This window comes from Acinetobacter sp. (assembly GCF_036666595.1).
Classification (GTDB): Bacteria; Pseudomonadota; Gammaproteobacteria; order Pseudomonadales; family Moraxellaceae; genus Acinetobacter.
In genome coordinates this window covers 16,063-36,997 of the sequence record NZ_JAVWVO010000003.1, presented here as the reverse complement: position 1 = coordinate 36,997, position 20,935 = coordinate 16,063, and the positions used below count along the sequence as shown (strand labels likewise).

General features: G+C 41.9%; 18 protein-coding genes. 4 read left to right on the top strand and 14 right to left on the bottom strand.

Going from position 1 to position 20,935, the window contains the following annotated elements; genetic code table 11:
• Positions 1–32 precede the first annotated feature (32 nt).
• From RR876_RS05395 to betI, 6 genes are all read right to left on the bottom strand, one after another.
• The gene (locus tag RR876_RS05395) at positions 33–518 is read right to left on the bottom strand and encodes a hypothetical protein (protein WP_332476736.1); all 486 of its coding nucleotides are present in this window, start codon (positions 516–518) and stop codon (positions 33–35) included.
• A gap of 56 nt (positions 519–574) precedes the next feature.
• Complete coding sequence (locus RR876_RS05390; protein ID WP_332476735.1) at positions 575–1,849, bottom strand: MFS transporter; 1,275 nt, start codon at positions 1,847–1,849, stop codon at positions 575–577.
• Positions 1,850–1,922: 73 nt separating this feature from the next.
• Positions 1,923–3,557, bottom strand: coding sequence for a malate dehydrogenase (quinone) (gene mqo, locus RR876_RS05385; protein ID WP_332476734.1), 1,635 nt, complete (start codon positions 3,555–3,557; stop codon positions 1,923–1,925).
• 496 nt (positions 3,558–4,053) lie between these two features.
• Positions 4,054–5,718, bottom strand: coding sequence for a choline dehydrogenase (betA, locus tag RR876_RS05380; RefSeq protein WP_332476733.1), 1,665 nt, complete (start codon positions 5,716–5,718; stop codon positions 4,054–4,056).
• 121 nt (positions 5,719–5,839) lie between these two features.
• Positions 5,840–7,312 carry a betaine-aldehyde dehydrogenase gene (gene betB, locus RR876_RS05375; protein ID WP_332476732.1) on the bottom strand — a complete coding sequence of 491 codons (1,473 nt, stop codon included), beginning with the start codon at positions 7,310–7,312 and terminating at the stop codon, positions 5,840–5,842.
• On the bottom strand, positions 7,305–7,931 hold the full coding sequence (betI, locus tag RR876_RS05370) for a transcriptional regulator BetI (RefSeq protein WP_062033162.1): 627 nt from the start codon (positions 7,929–7,931) through the stop codon (positions 7,305–7,307). Before betI ends, betB begins: the two co-directional genes overlap by 8 nt.
• Positions 7,932–8,477: 546 nt before the next feature.
• On the opposite strand from betI, the gene RR876_RS05365 reads away from it, so the two are divergent.
• Both RR876_RS05365 and RR876_RS05360 read left to right on the top strand, forming a co-directional pair.
• Positions 8,478–10,538 carry a choline transporter gene (locus RR876_RS05365; RefSeq protein ID WP_332476731.1) on the top strand — a complete coding sequence of 687 codons (2,061 nt, stop codon included), beginning with the start codon at positions 8,478–8,480 and terminating at the stop codon, positions 10,536–10,538.
• A 12-nt stretch (positions 10,539–10,550) separates the two neighbouring features.
• The gene (locus RR876_RS05360) at positions 10,551–11,165 is read left to right on the top strand and encodes a MarC family protein (RefSeq protein ID WP_332476730.1); all 615 of its coding nucleotides are present in this window, start codon (positions 10,551–10,553) and stop codon (positions 11,163–11,165) included.
• A gap of 54 nt (positions 11,166–11,219) precedes the next feature.
• Here RR876_RS05360 and RR876_RS05355 read toward each other — a convergent pair whose 3' ends face one another.
• The 8 genes from RR876_RS05355 to RR876_RS05320 all read right to left on the bottom strand — a co-directional run bounded on the left by RR876_RS05355 (position 11,220) and on the right by RR876_RS05320 (position 17,234).
• Complete coding sequence (locus RR876_RS05355; protein WP_004696655.1) at positions 11,220–11,522, bottom strand: cyd operon YbgE family protein; 303 nt, start codon at positions 11,520–11,522, stop codon at positions 11,220–11,222.
• Between the two features lie 3 nt (positions 11,523–11,525).
• Positions 11,526–11,627 carry a cytochrome bd-I oxidase subunit CydX gene (gene cydX / locus RR876_RS05350; protein ID WP_002120988.1) on the bottom strand — a complete coding sequence of 34 codons (102 nt, stop codon included), beginning with the start codon at positions 11,625–11,627 and terminating at the stop codon, positions 11,526–11,528.
• Positions 11,628–11,651: 24 nt separating this feature from the next.
• The gene (gene cydB, locus RR876_RS05345) at positions 11,652–12,797 is read right to left on the bottom strand and encodes a cytochrome d ubiquinol oxidase subunit II (protein WP_062033169.1); all 1,146 of its coding nucleotides are present in this window, start codon (positions 12,795–12,797) and stop codon (positions 11,652–11,654) included.
• Positions 12,794–14,374: a cytochrome ubiquinol oxidase subunit I gene (locus RR876_RS05340; RefSeq protein ID WP_332481892.1), complete on the bottom strand. Its 1,581-nt coding sequence runs from the start codon at positions 14,372–14,374 to the stop codon at positions 12,794–12,796. The genes cydB and RR876_RS05340 overlap by 4 nt, the downstream gene beginning before the upstream one ends.
• Positions 14,374–14,565, bottom strand: coding sequence for a cytochrome oxidase putative small subunit CydP (gene cydP, locus RR876_RS05335; protein WP_004696660.1), 192 nt, complete (start codon positions 14,563–14,565; stop codon positions 14,374–14,376). The genes RR876_RS05340 and cydP overlap by 1 nt, the downstream gene beginning before the upstream one ends.
• A gap of 702 nt (positions 14,566–15,267) precedes the next feature.
• A complete protein-coding gene (locus RR876_RS05330) occupies positions 15,268–15,885 on the bottom strand; it encodes an OB-fold-containig protein (protein ID WP_010326962.1) in 618 nt (205 codons plus the stop codon).
• A gap of 18 nt (positions 15,886–15,903) precedes the next feature.
• A complete protein-coding gene (locus tag RR876_RS05325; RefSeq protein WP_332476934.1) occupies positions 15,904–16,215 on the bottom strand; it encodes a Rieske (2Fe-2S) protein in 312 nt (103 codons plus the stop codon).
• Positions 16,216–16,229: 14 nt separating this feature from the next.
• Complete coding sequence (locus tag RR876_RS05320) at positions 16,230–17,234, bottom strand: adenosine kinase (RefSeq protein WP_332476933.1); 1,005 nt, start codon at positions 17,232–17,234, stop codon at positions 16,230–16,232.
• A gap of 139 nt (positions 17,235–17,373) precedes the next feature.
• Here RR876_RS05320 and RR876_RS05315 point away from each other — a divergent pair, with 139 nt between their 5' ends.
• Complete coding sequence (locus RR876_RS05315) at positions 17,374–17,823, top strand: GNAT family N-acetyltransferase (protein WP_004696669.1); 450 nt, start codon at positions 17,374–17,376, stop codon at positions 17,821–17,823.
• A 159-nt stretch (positions 17,824–17,982) separates the two neighbouring features.
• On the top strand, positions 17,983–20,922 hold the full coding sequence (locus RR876_RS05310; RefSeq protein WP_332476727.1) for an insulinase family protein: 2,940 nt from the start codon (positions 17,983–17,985) through the stop codon (positions 20,920–20,922).
• Positions 20,923–20,935: the final 13 nt, after the last annotated feature.

Sequence of the window (20,935 nt, the reverse complement as noted above, 5' to 3'; positions counted from 1 at the left end):
ATAAGAAGAAAACTCTAACGTTTTTTTGATCTTTATAAAGCACCATATTGCTGCCATGTTTCGCCTGTATGCAGGCTATCATAATAGTTTTGTAGAGTGTTCAAGTCATGGTATTGCGTATAGGCTAGTACTAAAAGCCAAAAAATTAAAGCCGTCTTCAATAGGTTTAAACGCAAGTGTTGCTGTGAAAAATAGCCTAAGCTAAGTAGGGTGAGTATGACTGAGGGAAGAATGGCAATACTTTCGGGTTGAGAAAGAAACGTCCAACGATTGAGATAAATCAGAATTAGAATGAGTCCAATCAATCCCATATAGTTATAGATCTTTTTATTTACAGATGCTTTAAAAACAGTAATTGTTTGAAATATTAAAATCAGACCACTGAAAAGGTATGCGCTTTTTCCACCAATAATCACACTATAGATTGCATTGAATAGGCAATAAGCCAATAACACGGATAGTACGAAAGAATAGAGTTTGGCATAGAGTGTGTGTGAAAAGGGGAGAATCTGTTTCATAATTTGCTCTATTGAAAACTCACATCATATTAAAAGAGGATTTGAAGCTTAACATGCTATTCACTTTTTGCCACTGTGGCATGTTTTTTTAGTGTTGGAGATGGCTTGAATAAATGTCGCGTACGAGTAGAACTTAGACCACAGATCATTAAACACAGCGTCCCGCCAATAAGTACTGCTGGCACTACCGAAAAATAGCGCGTCATCAGGCTCATGTGTAGGGCACCGAGTTGATTGCCTGAAGTCACTAAGATGCCATTTAAAGCTGCTACACGTCCTAATAGTGCTTTTGGGGGGAGTTGCTGCAATAAAGTTTGTCGAATCACCATGCTAATGCTATCAACGGCGCCAATCAAAACAAGAAAGAAGACTGAGAGCCAAATATGGGGGGATAGTGCAAAGGCCAAAGTGCATAAAGCAATTGCAAAACTACTATAGAGCATGTTTCTCCATGCATTTTGCATCGGAGAATAACAGGTAAGCACCAACATCATGATACAGGCGCCAATGGCTGGGGCCGCTCTGAGTATACCTAGGCCTTCAACGCCTAGATGCAGGATATCGTGTGCAAAAATAGGCAGTAAGATAATGACACTACAAAAAAGCATGGCGCTGAGATCCAACAACATACTCCAAAACATCAGTGGATGTTTAAAAATAAACAAATAGGCTTCTTTCAAACTTTTACTTAAATGCTGTTTATGTGGGCTAGGGAAGTCGCGAGGACTTAATCCGAATAAGCAGATGCTACCCATGCAACACAAGAAAAAAACAATCAAGAGGGTTTTTTCAAGCCCAAGTTGGCCGAGTAAAAGCCCTGCGCATAAAGGCGCTAAAATGCCGCCTATTTGCCAAATGAGCGCAGTCCATGTGGCTGCATTGCTATAGGCTGACTCGGGGGTTAGAAAAGGGCGTAATGAATTAAAAGATGGGCTGTAAATGCCTCTAAGTATGCCTAAGCAAAAGATGAGGCTATAAATGCCGCATAAAAGAGTATTTTGTTGAATGTGCTGTTGTTGGTACTGAGAAAAAAGAACAATAAATAATAATGGAATTAGAGTGCTACAGCTAAAACTCCACTGCACAATTTTTTGTCGGTCATAGCGGTCAGCCCAGTCGCCACTAATCAGGGAGAGGCAAATAAAGGGAAGTAACTCAATTAAGGCAATCATGCCAAGGCTGAGTGGATTCTGAGTGAGTTGGTAGACGCTATAGGCAATGACGACTTCTTGAATCATGATGGCTAGAATTAAGCACAACTGATTGACACTCAGAAGTGAAAAATCACGTGAACGAAAAGCGGAAAAAGCGTCGGAATGGAAAAGCGACATAAAAAGAATAGTTTCAAATATGAATTAAAAAAAGGATGGCGCAAAGTCCATCCTTTTTAGGGTTTAAAGCAGATTACTGTGCTTTTGCTACCGCAACAGTTTCGTCATTTGCAGCCTTAGCCATAGGTGTATATTTCAAACCCAAAGTTGTGCTGGTGTATTGGCGAACTTGATCAAGAAGAACAGGATTGGTGCTGAGTTCTTGTTGGTACGATTTTACAATTTCATGTAATTTCGGATTCCATTTACCTTCTACTTGTTGTGGGAATGCTTTTTCAAGCAAGCTCAACATAATATAAGGAGAGGTCGAAGCACCTGGTGAAGCACCTAATAGGGCAGTCACAGCACCGTCTTGTGACGCAAAAATCTCGGTACCAAATTGCAAGCTTGCAGGTTTACCTGGTTCTTTCTTAATGATTTGAACACGTTGACCACCTTGATTCATGCGCCAGTCTTCTGGTTTTGCATCAGGGTAGTATTTTTTCAATTCATTAAAGCGGTCGGCATCGGTCATCATTACTTGGCTAACTAAGTATTTTACCAAATCAAGATTTTCCATACCCACAGCAGTCATTGGTAAAACGTTGTTCTTCGTGGTTGATTTCAATAAATCAAGCTGAGAACCTTGTTTTAAGAACTTGTTTGAATAAGTCGCAAATGGGCCAAATAATACATATTTTTTACCGTCGATATAACGTGTATCAATATGTGGAACAGACATTGGAGGCGCGCCTAATTCAGCACGACCATAAACTTTTGCAGTATGACCTTCAGTGACTTTCGGGTTGTCGGTCATTAAGAACACGCCACCTACAGGGAAGCCAGCATATTGCTTCGCTTCTGGTAAGCCTGTCATTTGTAAAAGCTTAACCGCTGCACCGCCTGCACCAATAAAGACAAAGCGCGTTTTCACGTGATCTGTTTTACCTGTAGTAAGGTTTTTAAATGCAACCGTCCAAGTTTTATCATCGTTTTGGCTAATGCCAGTCACTTCAGTTGATGTTTGTAGTTTGAAGTTAGATTGTTTTTTAAGGTGATCGACCAATTGAGTGGTGATCGAACCATAGTTTACATCTGAACCTACATCCATGCGTGTTGCAGCTACTTTCTGTGCAGCATCACGGCCATTCATCACTAAAGGCGCCCATTGTTTAATTTCAGCAGGATTCTCAGAGAATTTCATGCCATAGAACATTGGGTTTTTAACCATTGCAGCATAACGTTTTTCTAGGAAATTCACGTTATCGCCCCAAACGAAGGCAATGTGCGGTACAGGGTTGATAAAGCTATTTGGCTGACCCAAAACGCCTTCTTTCACCTGATAAGACCAGAACTGTTTTGCAACTTCAAATTGTTCCGCAACGTTCACAGCTTTAGAAATGTCCATTTTTCCATCTTTTTCAGAGGTATAGTTCATTTCCATAAAGCCAGAGTGGCCTGTGCCGGCATTGTTGAAGCCGTTTGAGCTTTCTTGCGCAACATTGTCTAGGCGTTCATACATGTGAATTTGCCAGTTTGGCTCAAGCTCGCTTAGATATGTGCCTAAAGTTGCACTCATGATTCCACCGCCAACTAAGACTGCGTCAACAACAGGCTCATTGCTGGTGGTTTGAATTTTTTTAGACGTGATGGGTCTAAATAAGAAAATTACGACTGCAATAATAAGCAGTACGATCAATACCAAAAGGTATTTTAAAAATTTGTTCATGCGATTATTACCTTGGGGAGCAGGTTTTGGATCGCTTTATAGCGAATAGAATAAAAATAAGAAGAATGATAGAGCTGCTTATAAATGATCAGCTTGGTATAGTTGAAGTAATACTTAAAAGCTGAAAAGCGCACAAAAAATATAACTTTTGAGCCTATCACACAGTTCTGATTTATGAATATTTTAGACTAAATATGTATTGACTTAGTAATTTTTATTGTAAATGGGTTGGGTTAAACTATAAATATGAGTGATGTGTAATATTAATCATTGTTTTTGTTGGTATTTATTTTTGTTAAGATTTGATAATTAAGATATTGATGTCGAATATATATACAGGCATTCAATTTTTTAAAAGCTAAAATGTATAAATTGGATGCTAATAGAAATAGCACTGTCTATACAAAACGCAGCACTATTGTTTAAGAAAAAATAAATAATCACCTGACCTTATTATTTTAAAGATAATTAAAGTCAGGTGCTGAGCTATTAAAAATTATTCAGTTTCAGCTTGATAAAAAGGTGCATGAGAGCGAGGTAGGGCTGGGCGGCCACGGATTTGATCCGCGATTTTTTCAGCCATCATAATGGTGGTTGCATTTAAGTTACCCGTGATAATCAGCGGCATAATCGATGCATCCACCACACGTAAACTTTGCAGGCCATGCACGCGACCTTGTCCATCGACGACCGCCATATCATCTTCACCCATTTTACAACTACAGGATGGATGATAAGCCGTTTCAGCGTGATTACGTACAAATTCGTCTAATTCAGCATCGCTACTCACATCTTTTCCGGGACTGATTTCTTCGCCACGGTAAGGATCAAGCGCAGCTTGTTGCATGATTTCGCGGGTGATTCGAATCGCGTCACGAAATTCCTGCCAGTCTTGTTCTGTCGACATGTAGTTAAATAAAATACTTGGATGGTCGAAAGGGTTTTTAGATGTCACATGTACTCGACCGCGTGAAGGCGAGCGCATCGAACCGACATGAGCTTGGAAGCCATGCTCTTTGACGGCATTGCTGCCATTATAGTTAATTGCAACAGGCAAGAAGTGGTATTGAATATTTGGCCAAGCAAACTCTTTGGATGATCGAATAAAGCCACCTGCTTCAAACTGGTTGCTTGCTCCAATCCCTGTTCCGTTAAACAACCACTCTGCACCAATTGCAGGTTGATTTTGCCATTTTAAAGCAGGGTAGAGAGAAACAGGTTGCTTACACTTATATTGTAAGTACATTTCTAAATGGTCTTGCAGGTTTTCACCGACACCGGGTAAGTCATGCACGATTGGAATATCGAGAGACTGAAGTAAAGTACTTGAACCAACACCCGAACGTTGCAAAATTTGCGGTGATGCAATCGCTCCTGCACAGAGTAGAACTTCCTTATCGGCATAGACCTGAAGCAAGTTGTTTTGATTAGCACCTTGAATATATTCAACACCAATCGCTTGTTTGCCACGAAACAAAATTTGATTGGTCATGGCATGGGTAATAATGGTTAGATTCGCTCGACCTTTGGCCATATCTAAATAGCCACGTGCAGTGCTTGAGCGTCGACCTTTGGGGGTCACGGTTCGATCCATTGGGCCGAAACCTTCTTGTTGATAACCATTTAAGTCATCAGTGCGTGGATAGCCTGCTTGCACACCCGCTTCAACCATGGCGTGGAATAAAACATTATTGTCTGCTTTAGGCGTGGCGACAGAAACAGGGCCAGCATCGCCATGATAGTCATTGCCACCAATATCACGGGTTTCAGCCTTTTTGTAGTAAGGCAGACAGTCCGCATAGCTCCAGTCTTCAAGACCTTTAAGGGTTGCCCATTGTTCTAAATCCATGGCATTGCCACGGATATAACACATGCCATTAATGAGGGACGAACCGCCTAAGCCTTTACCGCGACCACATTCCATACGACGGTTGTTCATGTGGGGTTCTGGGTCGGTTAAATATGCCCAGTTATAACGACGCCCTTGTAAGGGATAAGCCAAGGCCGCAGGCATTTGGGTGCGAAAGTCGAGACGATAATCCGGCCCACCTGCTTCGAGTAACAGTACCGAAACATCGGGGTCTTCGGTTAAGCGAGCAGCCAGTACATTACCTGCTGAACCTGCGCCAATAATAATATAATCGTAGTGTTGAGAATGCATAATGATCCTTTTTCTATGGCAGGGCCACGTTGCATGAGAACGTGGCCACATGTTGAGTTGAGGATGAAAAAAAGAATAAATAAAAAAGGAAGTAAGGATTTAGATAGCTAAAATTCAGACTTTAAAAAATACTTTGGTATTCACCCAGTTCGACTTGAACCGATTTGATGCGGGTATAGTGTTCAAGTGTGGTGATGCCATTTTCACGTCCGACCCCTGACTGTTTATAACCACCTACAGGCATTTCAGCAGGGGATTCGCCCCAAGTATTGATCCAGCAAATCCCTGCCTCAAGCTGATGAATGATGCGATGTGCTTGGGAAATATCTTGTGTGACCACACCCGCAGCTAACCCATAATTGGTGTAGTTGGCACGTTGAACAGCTTCTTCAATACTGTCATAGCTTAAAATGCTCATAACTGGACCAAAGATTTCATCTTGCACAATGTGCATGTCGTCATGACAGTCGGTGAACACGGTCGGTAATACATATGCACCTTGAGCAAGTGCTGCTTCAGTGGCACGTTGTCCACCAATCAATAAGGTCGCACCTTGTTGTTTGCCTGACTCAATATAAGACAAGACTTTTTCCATATGCGGAAAGCTGACTAAAGGTCCAAAGTTGGTTTCAGCCTGCATCGGGTCACCTATGCGTATACGTTTTACCCGTGCAATCACAGCCTGTTCAAATGCAGCCTTGAGGGTTTGTGGTACAAACACACGGGTGCCATTGGTACATACTTGACCTGAGCTAAAGAAGTTCGCCATTACCGCAATATCGGCTGCGCGGTCAAGGTTGGCATCGGCACAAATAATGAGAGGTGATTTGCCACCGAGCTCCATAGTGACTTCTTTGAGGCTAGAAGCCGCAGCACTGGCCATGACCTTTTTACCTGTTGTCACACCACCTGTGAACGAAATTTTTTGAATGTCGGGGTGTTCAGTCAACCATTGACCGACGTCAGCACCAAAACCTTGTACCACGTTGAAAACCCCAGCGGGTACGCCTGCTTCAGTATAGATCTCTGCCAACTTTAAGGCGGTAAGAGGGGTCACTTCGCTGGGTTTAAAAATCATGGCATTCCCCGCAGCGAGGGCAGGAGCTGATTTCCAAAGTGCTATTTGGATGGGGTAATTCCAAGCACCAATGCCTGCCACCACACCTAAGGGTTCACGGCGTGTGTAGAAAAAACTACTTTCACGTAGCGGCACTTGCTCACCTTGAATAGCAGTTGCTAGTCCTGCGTAGTACTCTAAAACGTCTGCACCAGTGACAATATCGACAGTAGAGGTTTCGCTGAATGCTTTACCTGTATCGAGTGTTTCAAGGCGCGCTAACTCGTCATTACGAGTGCGTAAAATATCGACGGCACGACGTAAAATACGGGCACGTTCGACCGCAGTTTTAGCAGCCCATTCACGTTGCCCTTGTACAGCACTTTGCACGGCTGCATCGACATCAGATTTGGATGCTTGTTGAATGGTGGCAATGACCTGACCCGTAGCAGGGTTGATACTGTCAAAGCTTTGACCACTGGTAGCATTGAAATATTGTCCGTGAATATAAAGTGAGTGAAGCTGTACATCATTCATTTTGTTGTTCCTGCCGTATCTGTTGAATTAAGCGAAGTTGCATATCGACATAGTCGTATGCAATAGAACGTGCCAAATCACGATCAAATGCTTGATGACCACTTAAACTTCCACGTAACCATAAGCCATCAATCAGTGCTGCTAGACCTTTAGCCGCTTGGCTTGCTTGGGCTTTTGGCATGAGCTGCAAGAAATGAAACTTCAAATTTGAATAAAGCCGTTGGTCATTAATTCGTTGCAGTCGACCTAAGTCGGGTAGGTGCATACTGGCAGACCAAAAATCTAGCCAAACCCGCATAGCAGTGTTGTTGACCTGACTGATGTCAAAGTTGGCATCAATAATGGCTTTGAGCGAATGTTCTGGACTGGGCTGCGCCACCTTTGCTTTATAGCTCGCCGTGGTTTCAGCTAAGACATTGAGCATTTGACGCATGCAACTGTGAATGAGGCCTTGTTTATCACCAAAATAATGACTCACAATGCCCGTAGAAAGCTGTGCTTTTTTCGCAATTTGAGCAATGGTGGTGTTGGATAAGCCCACTTCATAAATGACTGCATAGGCAGCATTAATGATTTCTTCACGGCGCTCATGCTCAGGTTTTACTCTACGTTTATTCATGACAATCCAGAACAATTTGCCTTAAATTTAAAGGCGTTAGATTCAATAACTTACATGGAAAGCATCATAGCATTTTTTTATGATACTTTTTATTGATTGAACGTTCAATCAATAAAAAGTACACTTATGGTTAAATTCAAAGCAAAATATTGCTAAATTGCTTTGAATATTCGATATAACTTTTTATTTATCAAAAGGATGTGTCATAAGGGTTTAATCTCAGGACATCTTTCAGAAAAGTGAGCTGATGAGCTATGAGCTTACGGTTTTATACTTTTTTCGACTTGAGAAAGCTCTTATAGTCATGTTGAAGGGAGATATGTGTAAGATTCCTATCGAAATATCGATGAATAAGGGTGGCTCACATTTTAAAACTGTGTAGCAAATGCACCTCATAAATGACTTAAACCTTCAGGTTTAAAGAAGATAGCGTTTTTATTCCTGATAAAAATACTGTCGTTTTCGTTAGTCGATTTTTAAGCTCTCGACCACGAGAAGTTTAAAAATTGGCTTTTGTCTTTTTTTATTTACTTTCTTGAGGATTGTATGGCAACAGATAATCCAAGAGCAGTTGATGATCAAACATTAGCGCCTAAAGACCGTTTAAATGGTGTGGTCTTTTATATTTCAGCTCTCATTATTTTAATTTTTTCTCTTACTACCATTTTGTTTAATGATTTTGCTAATCGGACCTTAAATACGGTCTTGGCATGGGTAAGTTCAACTTTTAGTTGGTATTACTTACTCGCAGCGACCTTGTATATGGTATTTGTCATTTTCATTGCCTGTTCTCGCTATGGCAACATCAAATTAGGCCCCAAACATTCCAAACCTGAATTTAGTCTTTTAAGTTGGTCTGCAATGTTGTTCTCAGCTGGGATCGGCATCGATTTGATGTTCTTCTCGGTGGCGGAACCTTTATCCCACTATATGCATCCACCTGTGGGTGAGGGGCAGACCCTAGAAGCTGCACGTCAAGGCATGGTGTGGACGCTGTTTCACTATGGACTAACTGGATGGTGTATGTATGCTTTGATTGGCATGGCATTGGGGTATTTCAGTTATCGCTATAATCTACCCCTGACCATTCGCTCTGCTCTATATCCGATCTTTGGAAATAAGATTCATGGGCCGATTGGTCATAGTGTTGATACCGCAGCAGTTATCGGGACTATTTTTGGTATTGCTACGACCTGCGGGATTGGGGTGGTACAGCTGAACTACGGCTTACATGTGTTGTTCGATTTACCTGAAAACCTCTGGATGCAAACCGCATTAATTGTGGTCGCGGTGGTAATGACCATTATTTCAGTGACTTCAGGGGTGAATAAAGGACTGCGCGTTCTCTCCGAGATCAATATTTATGTCTCTGTCGGGTTGATGCTATTTATTTTGTTTTTAGGCAATACCGAATTTCTATTGAATGCTTTTGTGCAAAATATTGGGGACTACATTAACCGTTTTCCAAGTATGACTTTGGAAAGTTTTGCCTTTCAACAACCCAAAGAATGGATGAACAGTTGGACATTGTTCTTTTGGGCATGGTGGGTGGCTTGGTCGCCATTTGTAGGTTTGTTTTTAGCACGGATTTCACGAGGTCGAACCATTCGTGAGTTTGTTAGTGGGACCCTTATTATTCCTCTGTTTTTCACACTTACGTGGTTATCAATATTTGGAAATAGTGCACTACATAGTGTGATTTTTGATGGTAATTTAGCCCTTGCACAAAGTGTCATTGCCAACCCAGCGCATGGTTTTTATGACTTACTGGCTCAGTATCCGTGGTTTCCGTTTATTGCAGGTGTAGCCACAATCACAGGTTTACTTTTTTATGTGACCTCGGCGGACTCTGGTGCACTGGTGTTGGGTAATTTCACCACTCAATTTACCAATGTTGATCATGATGCACCGCGATGGTTGAGCGTGTTCTGGGCCGTAGCGATTGGTTTATTGACCCTTGCAATGTTGATGGCTAACGGGATTACGGCACTACAAAATGCCACGATTATTATGGGGTTGCCGTTTAGTTTTGTGATGTTCTTGGTGATGGCAGGTTTGTATAAATCACTGCGGTTAGAAGACTACCGACAAGCCAGTAGCAGTTTAAATGCCGCACCCGTGGTGGGCAATGTCGACATCCTCAACTGGAAAAAACGTTTGTCCCGAGTCATGCACCATCCAGGAACAACTGATACTCGGCGTATGCTTGATGACATTTGCCGACCTGCGGTGATGGCCGTTGCCGAAGAAATGCAAAAACGCGGTATCGACATAAGTGTTCAAGAGAGTGCGCTTGAAGAAGACCCAAATCTGTATCACTTAGATTTGATGATTCATTTGGAAGAAGAACAAAACTTTGTCTATCAAATTTGGCCAGTACGTTATATCGCGCCGACCTTTAGTGAACGCGGCAAACTGGGTAAGCGCTTCTATTACCGTCTTGAAACTTATTTGTATGAAGGTTCTCAAGGCAACGACTTAGTCGGTTACACCAAAGAGCAAGTGATTAATGATGTGCTGGATCGTTATGAACGCCACATGACCTTCTTACATATCAATCGAATCAGTCCGGGGAATCGTCCCTTATTTCCAGACCCTCAAGGATAATTAGGAGGAACCATGTTGACTTCATATTTACATGCTTTTGCTTTGTTTTTCTCATTGCTGAATCCGTTCTTAATGAGTATTTACATGATTGGCATGATTCGGAACTCCGAAGCTAAAGTGTTTAATAAGGCCTTGATTCAGGGCTGTCTCATTGCTTTTATAGTATTTATGCTGTTTGCATGGGGTGGAGAAGCGATTTTTAGTAAATATTTAAATGTACGCTTTGAAGCCTTTCAAATATTTGGTGGACTGATCTTTTTGGTGATTGGTTATCGCTACGTGTTTCAGGGGGCAGATACCATTGGTGAAATGCGTGGTGCGCCTGAGCATTTGGCAGGAACCATTGCGATGCCTTTTATGATTGGACCAGGAACCATCAGTGCTGCTGTGGTGACAGGTATGTCGCTGCCAATCAGTGGTGCAGCCATGATTATTTTCCTGACTTTGGCGTTGACCTGTGGCTTGATGATTTTAATGAAATTTGCGCATGACCATTTGCGTTATAAGCATGCCAAATATATTGACCGTTATGTTGATATTGTCGGGCGACTGTCGGCCTTGCTGATTGGAACCATTGCGGTAGATATGATTATTAATGGCATTATTGGTGTCATGGCTGAAATGTAGAGTCCAAGAAAAACGGACCATAAAAAAGCCCTCAGTCAATGAGGGCTTTTTTATTTAACTGAAGAACCAAGTGTAATACCCCCAGATCATCAGTGGCCACGATAGAAACGGGCTAAACAGCCATTTCCAAATCCAGTGGCGTGGGACGAATCCGACGCCGTGGATAAAGCCACCTGAGATACCAATCATGATATACATCAGTGCACTGTGACTATAGTGACCATTGTCATCCAACATAGCAGCAGGATGCACTAACAACACCGCTGCAAGTGGAAAGGCCAATAGGCAGGAAATTAGCATCGCAAATTTGTTCGGCTTTTTATCTACAGTTTGGTTTTCCATAGCAACGTCTGTCATGGTTTATTCCTCATCAAGGTCTTGATGATGTTCGATATACAAAGCACTGAGTACACCTGCAAAGCAAGCCATCAAAATGCCGAGAATCCATGCAAAATACCACATAATTTGATCTCCTTAGACACAGCCTTAGTAAAGGCTGTGTGAATTCTCTTTAATGTGTGTGTTGGTAATAACACCCCACATTTTGTAGTAACACCAGGTGGTATAGCACAAAATGAGTGGGACAAAGATACATGCAGCAACTGTCATTACAGTTAACGTTGTTTTACTTGAAACTGCATCCCACATGGTCAAGCTTGCAACAGGTTGAATGCTTGATGGCATTAAGAATGGGAACAGCGCAAAACCAGCAGTTAAAATTGCACCCACGACCGCTAAACTTGAACCTAGGAAGCTAAAGCCCGCTTTATTTTTGCTTGCTGCAAGAACCACAATCAAACCACCTAAGATACCTGCGATAGGCGCAATCATGGTAATTGGGTAAGTCGAGTAGTTGTTCATCCAGCCATGGTTGGCATTGGTCAACACTTCTTTTGCCAATGGGTTAGCAACACCGTTGGTATCAAATGGAGTGACTAAGGTATAACCTTCGATTCCACCAAAGTACAACCAAGCACCAGCGCCTAAGAAACAGATAAGGTAAGCAATGCCCATAAGTTTCGTTGCTTGTGCTGAGCGTCTGCGTAAGTCACCATCGGTACGAAGCATGAGCCATGCACCGCCGTGTGCACACAGCATTGATAAACTAACTAGGCCGCAGACTAAAGCAAATGGGTTAAGCAGGGCGAAGAAGCTCCCTGTATAAGTTGAGCGGACGGTATCATCTAAACTAAATGGCACGCCTAAGAACATGTTGCCAAATGCCACACCGAAGACCAGTGCAGGTACAGCACCACCTACGGCTAAACCCCAGTCCCATGACGTACGCCATTTGGTATTTTGTAGTTTAGAGCGGTAGTCAAAACCTACAGGTCTTAAGAATAGAGCAAACAGTACCAACAGTAGCGCCCAATACATGCCTGAGAATGCTGTTGCATAAACCATTGGCCATGCGGCAAACAATGCGCCGCCAGCAGTAATGAACCAAACTTGGTTACCGTCCCAGTGCGGAGCAATAGTGTTGATGGCCGCACGGCGTTCTTCATCTGTTTTGCCCACAAATGGCATGATCGCCATAGAGCCCATATCGAAACCATCGGTGAGGGCAAAGCCAATCAGCAAGACGCCGACTAAAACCCACCAAATGATTTTGAGTAATTCATATTCGATCATGCTTGAGTCTCCTCATTACGAGCTGCTTCAAGTTTTTCAAAATGGTATTTACCAGTGTGAAGCGAACTTGGACCAAGACGTGAGAATTTGATCATTAAATACATTTCAATAATCAAAAGAACGGTATAGAACGCAGCTAAGGCAGCGATAGAACCCCACACATCACCTGTGCTTAAGCTCGATGCTGACAAGTGTGTAGGTAAAACTTCACCAATCGTCCACGGCTGACGACCTACTTCTGCAACATACCAACCTGTTTGTGCAGCAATCCATGGCAGAGGCAGAGCGAAAAGCGCGAACTTCAGTAACCATGGTTTGTTTTCTGCATTGCGTTTTGCCACAGCAAAGGTTGCTAGAGCAAATAACAACAGCATAAGGAAACCAGATACAACCATGGCACGGAATGCCCAGAATAAGCTTGGCACGTGCGGAATCGTGTCTTTTGCAGCAGATTTGATTTGAGCTTCAGATGCATCAACTACATTTGGTGTGTATTTCTTCAGCAGTAAGCCATAGCCCAAGTCTTTCTGGGTTTCAGCAAAGGCAGCTTTTAGCTCCGGAGAAGTATCACCCGCGCGTAGTTTTTCCAGTTGTGAGTAAGCCACCATACCGTTACGAATACGATCTTCGTGTTGTACGATCAAATCTTTAATGCCGGTCACTTCTTTGTCTAAAGAACGTGTTGCAATAAGACCCATCACATATGGAATTTTCACTGCATAATCTGTAGTCATGGTTTCTTTATTTGGAATACCAAACAAAGTAAAGGGTGCAGGTGCAGGGTGAGTATCCCATTCTGCTTCAATGGCCGCGAGTTTAGTTTTCTGAACATCACCGAGCTCATAACCTGACTCATCGCCCAGTAAAATCACTGAAAGTGTTGAAGCTAAACCAAAAATTGCGGCAATGGCAAATGAACGACGCGCAAACGGAATATCGCGTTTTTTCAGTAAGTAGTAGCTTGAAATAGCCAGAACGAAAATAGCGCCTGTCACATAACCCGCAGACACGGTATGTACAAACTTTACCTGTGCAACTGGGTTAAAAATGAGAGCACCAAAATCTACCAGTTCCATGCGCATGGTTTCATAGTTAAATACAGAACCGACAGGGTTTTGCATCCAACCATTTGCAACCAAAATCCATAAGGCAGACATATTAGAACCGAGTGCAACCAGCCATGTCACACATAAGTGCTGCACTTTGGATAAGCGATCCCATCCAAAGAAGAACAGACCGATGAATGTCGATTCTAAGAAGAATGCCATTAATCCTTCAATGGCTAATGGAGCACCGAAAATATCCCCCACATAGTGTGAGTAATATGCCCAGTTAGTCCCGAACTGGAACTCCATGGTTAAGCCAGTAGTGACCCCTAAAGCGAAGTTAATACCGAAGAGTTTCCCCCAAAACTTGGTCATGTCTTTATAAATTTCTTTACCTGAAATCACATAAGTGGTTTCCATAATGGCAAGAATAAAGGCAAGCCCCAGTGTAAGTGGAACAAAAATAAAGTGATACATCGCGGTCATAGCGAACTGGAACCGCGAAAGATCGACCACGCTTTCAGATATCATCAACGTGTCTCCTTGATTGGGGATGGATTGCCTGCAATACGCTCAGCAACTTGATTGTCAAAATTTTTAGGAATAGTCGGGGCGTCAAACCAGATGTTCTTAATGACCATTAAAATAATCACTTTAATGATTAAAATGGCCACAATCTCTCTGGTGACTTTTTGATTGAGATTTTTGGGGACTAAGCTCATTTCATAAAGCCTATTTTTTAACTTGCTTTATATTATTAAACAAAAACATACAAAAGATAAATAGTCTTTAAACTTAAATAAAAAATATATTATTAAGTCATTTAAATACATGTACTTAAAATAATGATGTGATGAAAAATAAACTAATATTTTTGTATTTTAAAGTTGACCAAATTGCTTATGTTTATATTTAAATACCTGACTAAAATACTTGTATATATTTATTTTAAATCCGACTAAAACGCTTATATTTAACGTTCATCGATATTTTATTGGTAATTCGTCTTAAGAGTATAAAAGTGATAGGGCTTTTAAATGATGGATTTTAACTGATATGGAGGATTGGTTATTTGATCTGTTGTATACATCACAAGGAAATTAGGAATTGAAAATCGAATTAATATTAAAACTTTTTTCTGTTGTGTCATCTTGGGTTGAGGGCAGAGGTGGGAGATAGAATTCTCATCCTGAGCTTAGTCTGTGTAAATTTTCTTAAAATGCAGAAAGCTGGATTGTGAATGAAAGACTCTTTAAAAAGATTCAGCCAGAAGATGATGCAAGGGTTCGATTTAAACAGAGCGTTGTGAGGCGTTTGTTGGCGGTTGAACCTGTATTAAGATCACTTGGTAGGGGGCATAGCAAAAGGATAAACATGCTTATATAAACGTGCAGCGTTTAAATGGGAACAGGTTGGGTGTTTGTTTAGCGCGTACTTTCGCCGCTAAAAAGTTGATTGGATTTTGAAATTTTCTTTGCTATGTAATGCGACTTTTTTAGACGAATGAGAATAATTTGTGACTGAAATTCAAGTTCACCAAACTCAGGTTCAACTTGCACATAGTGGAGTTGACCATATTCATCGCGAACGCGAGCTTGAGCCGAAAAACCAGGACGTGCATTCCCGCTGGAGATGGTTGCCAGACGACCCAGTAAGTTGGTTTGCTTTTTATCTGGTCTGGGTTTAATAACTTGATCCAAACAGTGGATCATAAAAACGGTAAAGAAAATTGCAATAATCAGCGCAGGCAAAATCAGATAGTAAGCCGAAGTAAAGGCCTGTTCTTTGGCGTAGATGCAGAACTGAAGGAAATAACCTGCAACACTAAAATTAAGTAAGAGAAAAACTACAATCAGTACTTTAGAAAACTTAACGTCCAGCAGAGGAGATTCAGTCAGTTTTTGTGGCGAGAGCCTTTTGAGGAAATGACTTGGGCGGGATTTAAAAAAGTAGCCTAAGGTTTCCACCATGCTGAGTATGACTAAAGTCAATAAGCTGAAATGAAAGAGCATCAAGTCAGGGTGATGTAGCAACTCATACATGGTGAATGTCCAGTTTCATTATTCTTCTGTGAGATAAATCCCACCGTCAGAATGCACGGTAATTTCTACTTTTTCAAGTGCTTCACCTTGGCATGGGCCAGAAATGCATTCACCTGTTTCAACCATGAACAGTGCACCATGGGTCGAACATTCAATAAATTCTTGGTCGCGGTCTAAAAACTGGTTTTCCAAAAATTCAAGTTCAACTTGCAAATGCGGGCAAATGTTTTGGTAAGCAAAGAAGGCACCGTCACGTTGGGTGATAAAAATCGTATCCCCTTTAGGTGTTTCAAAAGAACGCGCTTCGCGTTCTGGGATGTCTTCTGTCATGCAAATTTTTTGCATCATGCACATTCCTTTTGCAGTTGTTGGAACAATTCAGCGTAATCTGCCACAGCCAAACGAGGGCCAAACTGTGACACCACTTCACTTGAAATCAAAATTGCAAGTTGCGCAGCTGTATGTAAGCCTAAGCCCGCATTCACTGCATAAAGGAAGGCACCAGCAAAGGCATCGCCTGCGCCATTGGCATCGATAGCGTGTACTTTACGACCCGCGACATTAAATGTTTCCTGTGCATTTGAAATAAGTGCACCTTCAGCTGAAAGGGTAATCACCACATGCTGGCTTAGTGTTTTGAGTTTTGCTAAAGCCGCCTCAACTGTTTCAGTTTCGGTGTACATCATGGCTTCTTGCTGGTTACAGAACAATAAGTCCACACCATCCGCAATCATTTCATCTAGACCATGACGCGCGTATTGCACCATCGCAGGGTCAGATAGGGTTAATGCAATTTTAACACCATGAGCTTTGGCAATTTCACGCGCCTGCTTAACAGCTAAACGTGCGCTATCGCTGGTTGAAAGATAACCTTCGATATAGAGCCATTTCGCTGTTTCTAAGGGTTCAAAGTCAATCTGTTGTTCAGTTAACTCGGCTGTAATACCTAAATAGGTATGCATAGTGCGTTCAGAGTCTTCACTGACTAAAACCATACACGTGCCTGTTACGCCTTCACTGATTGATTTTTCAGTGTTTTTAATGCCTGCTTCGTGCAAACCGCTGAGGTAAGTTTGTCCTAGCTCATCATTACCCACGCGGCATGCATAAAATGCTGAACCACCCAAGGCACTAAAGGCAACGGTGGTGTTGGCTGCTGAACCACCTGAAGCTTGACCTTTATAGCTTTGTGTTTCTTTTAATTTTTTATAAAGATCTGCTTGTGTTTCACCATCAGTTAACTGCATAGTGCCTTTTTGCAAATGTTGTTGAATAAGGAACTCGTCAGAGACTTTAAATTCTTGGTCGATTAGTGCATTACCAATTGCAAAAAGATCAACAGTTGCCATGTCTTTTTTCGTCACGTATTGAAAATAAAGCGACATTTTACACCAATGCTCAAGATTGCTGTAGTTTGTTGAGGAAAATTCATTTTATTTACGCGGCAAATGTAGTGAAATGGCTTTGCTCATATTCAAGGAAGTTTAGATGGAAATTTTAATTCAAGCGGCAGAACAATTACCTCCTCAAATACAAGCTTTAGCACAACTTGCGGCAAAAGAAGGATATGAACCGTTGACCCGCTTGATCGAAGAATATCAAAGTGGAAAAAATCGTTTTGATCAAAAGGGTGAAGTGTTGTTATTGGCCTATGATCAAGACCAATTGATTGCCTGTGGTGGTTTAAATCAACAATGGGGTGAAAATGAAATCGAGGCGCGGATTGGGCGTGTACGTCGTTTTTATGTGCACCCTAAATACCGTAAGAGTGGTGTGGGTCGTCAGTTGTTGGCGCATCTAGAAAAATGTGCGCGTCCAAACTTTTCTGCGCTGTGTTTAAATACCGCAGATTTATCCGCAGCCAGTTTTTATCAAAAGCAAAACTATGTTTTTGTGGAAAATCACCCGAACTATAATTATTTTAAATATCTCATCTAGTTTTACTTTCTGAGAACACTTCCCTCAAAAAGACTGAAATTTGGAAAGCAGTGAGATGCTTTTCAAATTTCCAGCAAATTACTCGGGTTTTCAGCGTGAAATCTTTTGACAACTACAGCTATAATGCAGGCAGTGTATTAATTATTGTTAGGAGATCACATGACTGTAGATGTCACTGAAACCATTTCTCAAACTGTACATCCTGCGTTTCAGTTGGTACGTCAACACCATGTTGAAGCTTTAGACATTTTAGTGTCTGAATATAAACATAAAGTCACTGGGGCAGTGCATTATCACTTGGCCACCAATCATGATGAAAATGTATTCTTGGTTGCATTTCGCACCCAACCTATGGATTCAAAAGGCGAAGCGCATATTTTAGAGCACACAGCACTGTGTGGTTCGGAAAAATTTCCTGTTCGTGATCCGTTCTTCTTAATGATTCGTCGTTCACTGAATACTTTTATGAACGCCTTTACTGCGGCGGATTGGACAGCTTATCCATTTGCGACTCAGAATAAAAAAGATTTCCAAAATTTACTTGAAGTGTATTTAGATGCGGCTTTTGCAGCCAATTTGAATCCGCTGGATTTTGCCCAAGAAGGGATCCGCATTGAGCTTGAAAACGGTGAGCCTGTTTATAAAGGTGTGGTTTTCAACGAAATGAAAGGGGCAATGAGTTCGCCTTCAGACCAGTTATATCATCAGTTAGCGCATCACTTATTCCCTGAAACCACTTACCACTACAACTCAGGTGGCGACCCTAAAGATATTCCAGACTTGACTTACCCTGAGTTGGTGGATTTCTACAAGTCGCATTATCACCCAAGTAACGCAGTTTTCATGACCTTTGGTAATGAGCCTGCTTACAATCTACAAGAGCAGTTTGAAACATTAGCTTTGGCGAAGTTTTCAAAAGGTGAAACGCTCTTTTCTAAAGAAGAACGCCGTTTAACCGCACCGCTAGAAGTGACTGAAACCTATGCGGTAGATGCAGAAGATTTAAAAGACAAAACTTATCACATCATTTCGTGGTTATTGCCTAAAGCCAGTGAGATAAAACTACGCTTAGGTATGCGCCTTGTAGAAGGTGTACTGTTAGAAGATTCAGCTTCTCCGTTACGTCATTACCTTGAGACCTGTGGTTATGCACAGTCTACTGGCCCGATTATGGGGGTAGATGATTCAAATTATGAAATGACCTTCTACTGTGGCGTACAGGGTTCAAACCCTGAACATACAGCTGAGTTTAAAGCAGGTGTGTTTAAGGTTTTAGAAGACGTCGCTTCAAAACCTGTTGATCAGAACATGGTCGATGCGATTTTACATCAAATTGAATTGCACCAACGTGAAATCAATGGCGACGGCATGCCTTATGGTCTAAGCCTGATTTTAAATGGTTTGGGGAGTGCGATTCACCACAGCGACCCAGTCACTGTATGGGATGTGGACTCAGCCATTGCTGCGGTAAAAGAAGAACTGAAAGATCCAATGTGGTTGTCAAACTTAATCAAAACCTATTTGATTGATAATCCGCACCGTGTACAAATGACTTTGGTGCCTGATGCTAATAAATCTGCGGTGGAAGCGGCAGCAGAAAAAGCACGTTTAGCCGAAATTGGTACGCAGCTAACAGATGCAGAAAAAGCAGAAATTGAAGCACAAACTGAAGCACTCAAAGTCCGTCAAGATACCCCAGATGACCTTAACCTTCTGCCAAAAGTTGGCTTGGAAGATGTGCCTGCGGAACTGCAAATTGTACAAGGGCAGTTGCGTGAGATTATCTCAAATCGTATCGATTATCCGTTGAATCTTTATCATGCGGGTACGAATGGTATTTACTACAACCAAGTGCTGATTCAGATTCCGCAAGATGTAGTGCAGTCACCTTACTTTAACTTGCTATCCATTTTGATGGGTGAAGTTGGTGCAGGTCAATATGACTATCTAGAACTACAACAACTGCAAACTGCGGTGAGTGGTGGTTTAGGTATGGGCGCCTCTTTACGTTCTCAAGTAAATGATAAAAATCAAATCAGTGCATGGTTAACGCTGACCACAAAATCGTTGGTGAGTAATTTTGACAGTATTGCTTTGTTGAAATTGGCGTTTGAACAACTACGTTTTGATGAAAAAGATCGGATTGTTGAGTTATTGCAACAACGTAAAACGCGTTGGGCATCACGTCTTTCAGGTTCAGGCCACAGTTATGCCATGCAAATTGCGGGACGTAACCACAGTGCTTTAGCAAAACGTGATTATCACAACACGGGCTTGGGCGCATTAAACTGGTTAGGCGATCTGGTCAGCCGTATTGAAAAAGATGCAGCAGCTTATGATGATTTGATCAATGAATTAAAAGCGATTCATTTGAAACTTTTACAAGCACCAAAACAGTTCTTACTGGTTTGTGAAGAACATCAGTCAGACCGTTTGGTTGAAGAAGTCCAAAATGTGTGGGACAAATTAACCATTCCTGAACACACTGTGAGTTTGAAAACAGCTGAGCAGGTTGATACCGATGCCGATGAAGCGTGGTTAATTCAAGCCAATGTTCAATTCTGTTCATCGGCTTATCAAGCCGTTGAGGTGTCACATCCAGATGCTGCACCGCTGATGGTACTGGCAGCGTACTTGCGTAATGGTTTCTTACACAGTGCAATTCGTGAAAAAGGTGGGGCTTATGGTGGTGGTGCAAGCTATGACGGCAACGCATGTTCATTCCGCTTCTATAGCTACCGTGACCCCCGTTTGGCTGAAACCTTCAATGACTTTGAAGCTAGTGTGCAATGGTTGCTAAATACTGAGCAAAAGCCACATCAGCTTGAAGAAGCAATTTTAGGTTTGATTGCTGGTATGGATAAACCAGGTTCACCAGCGGGTGAAGCGATTACGGCATGTTATGCACTTTTACATGCACGTACACCAGCCTTCCGTAAGCAGTTGCGTAGCCGCCTTTTGGCTGTGGGTTTAGATGACTTGCAACGTGTGGCGGTACAATATTTGCTTGAACAAAAACCAACGAAAGCCGTGGTTGCACCTATGGCGAAGCGTGATACTTTAATTGAGTTGGGTTTTAGTATTCAACAAGTTCAGTAAAACAATAAGAGGG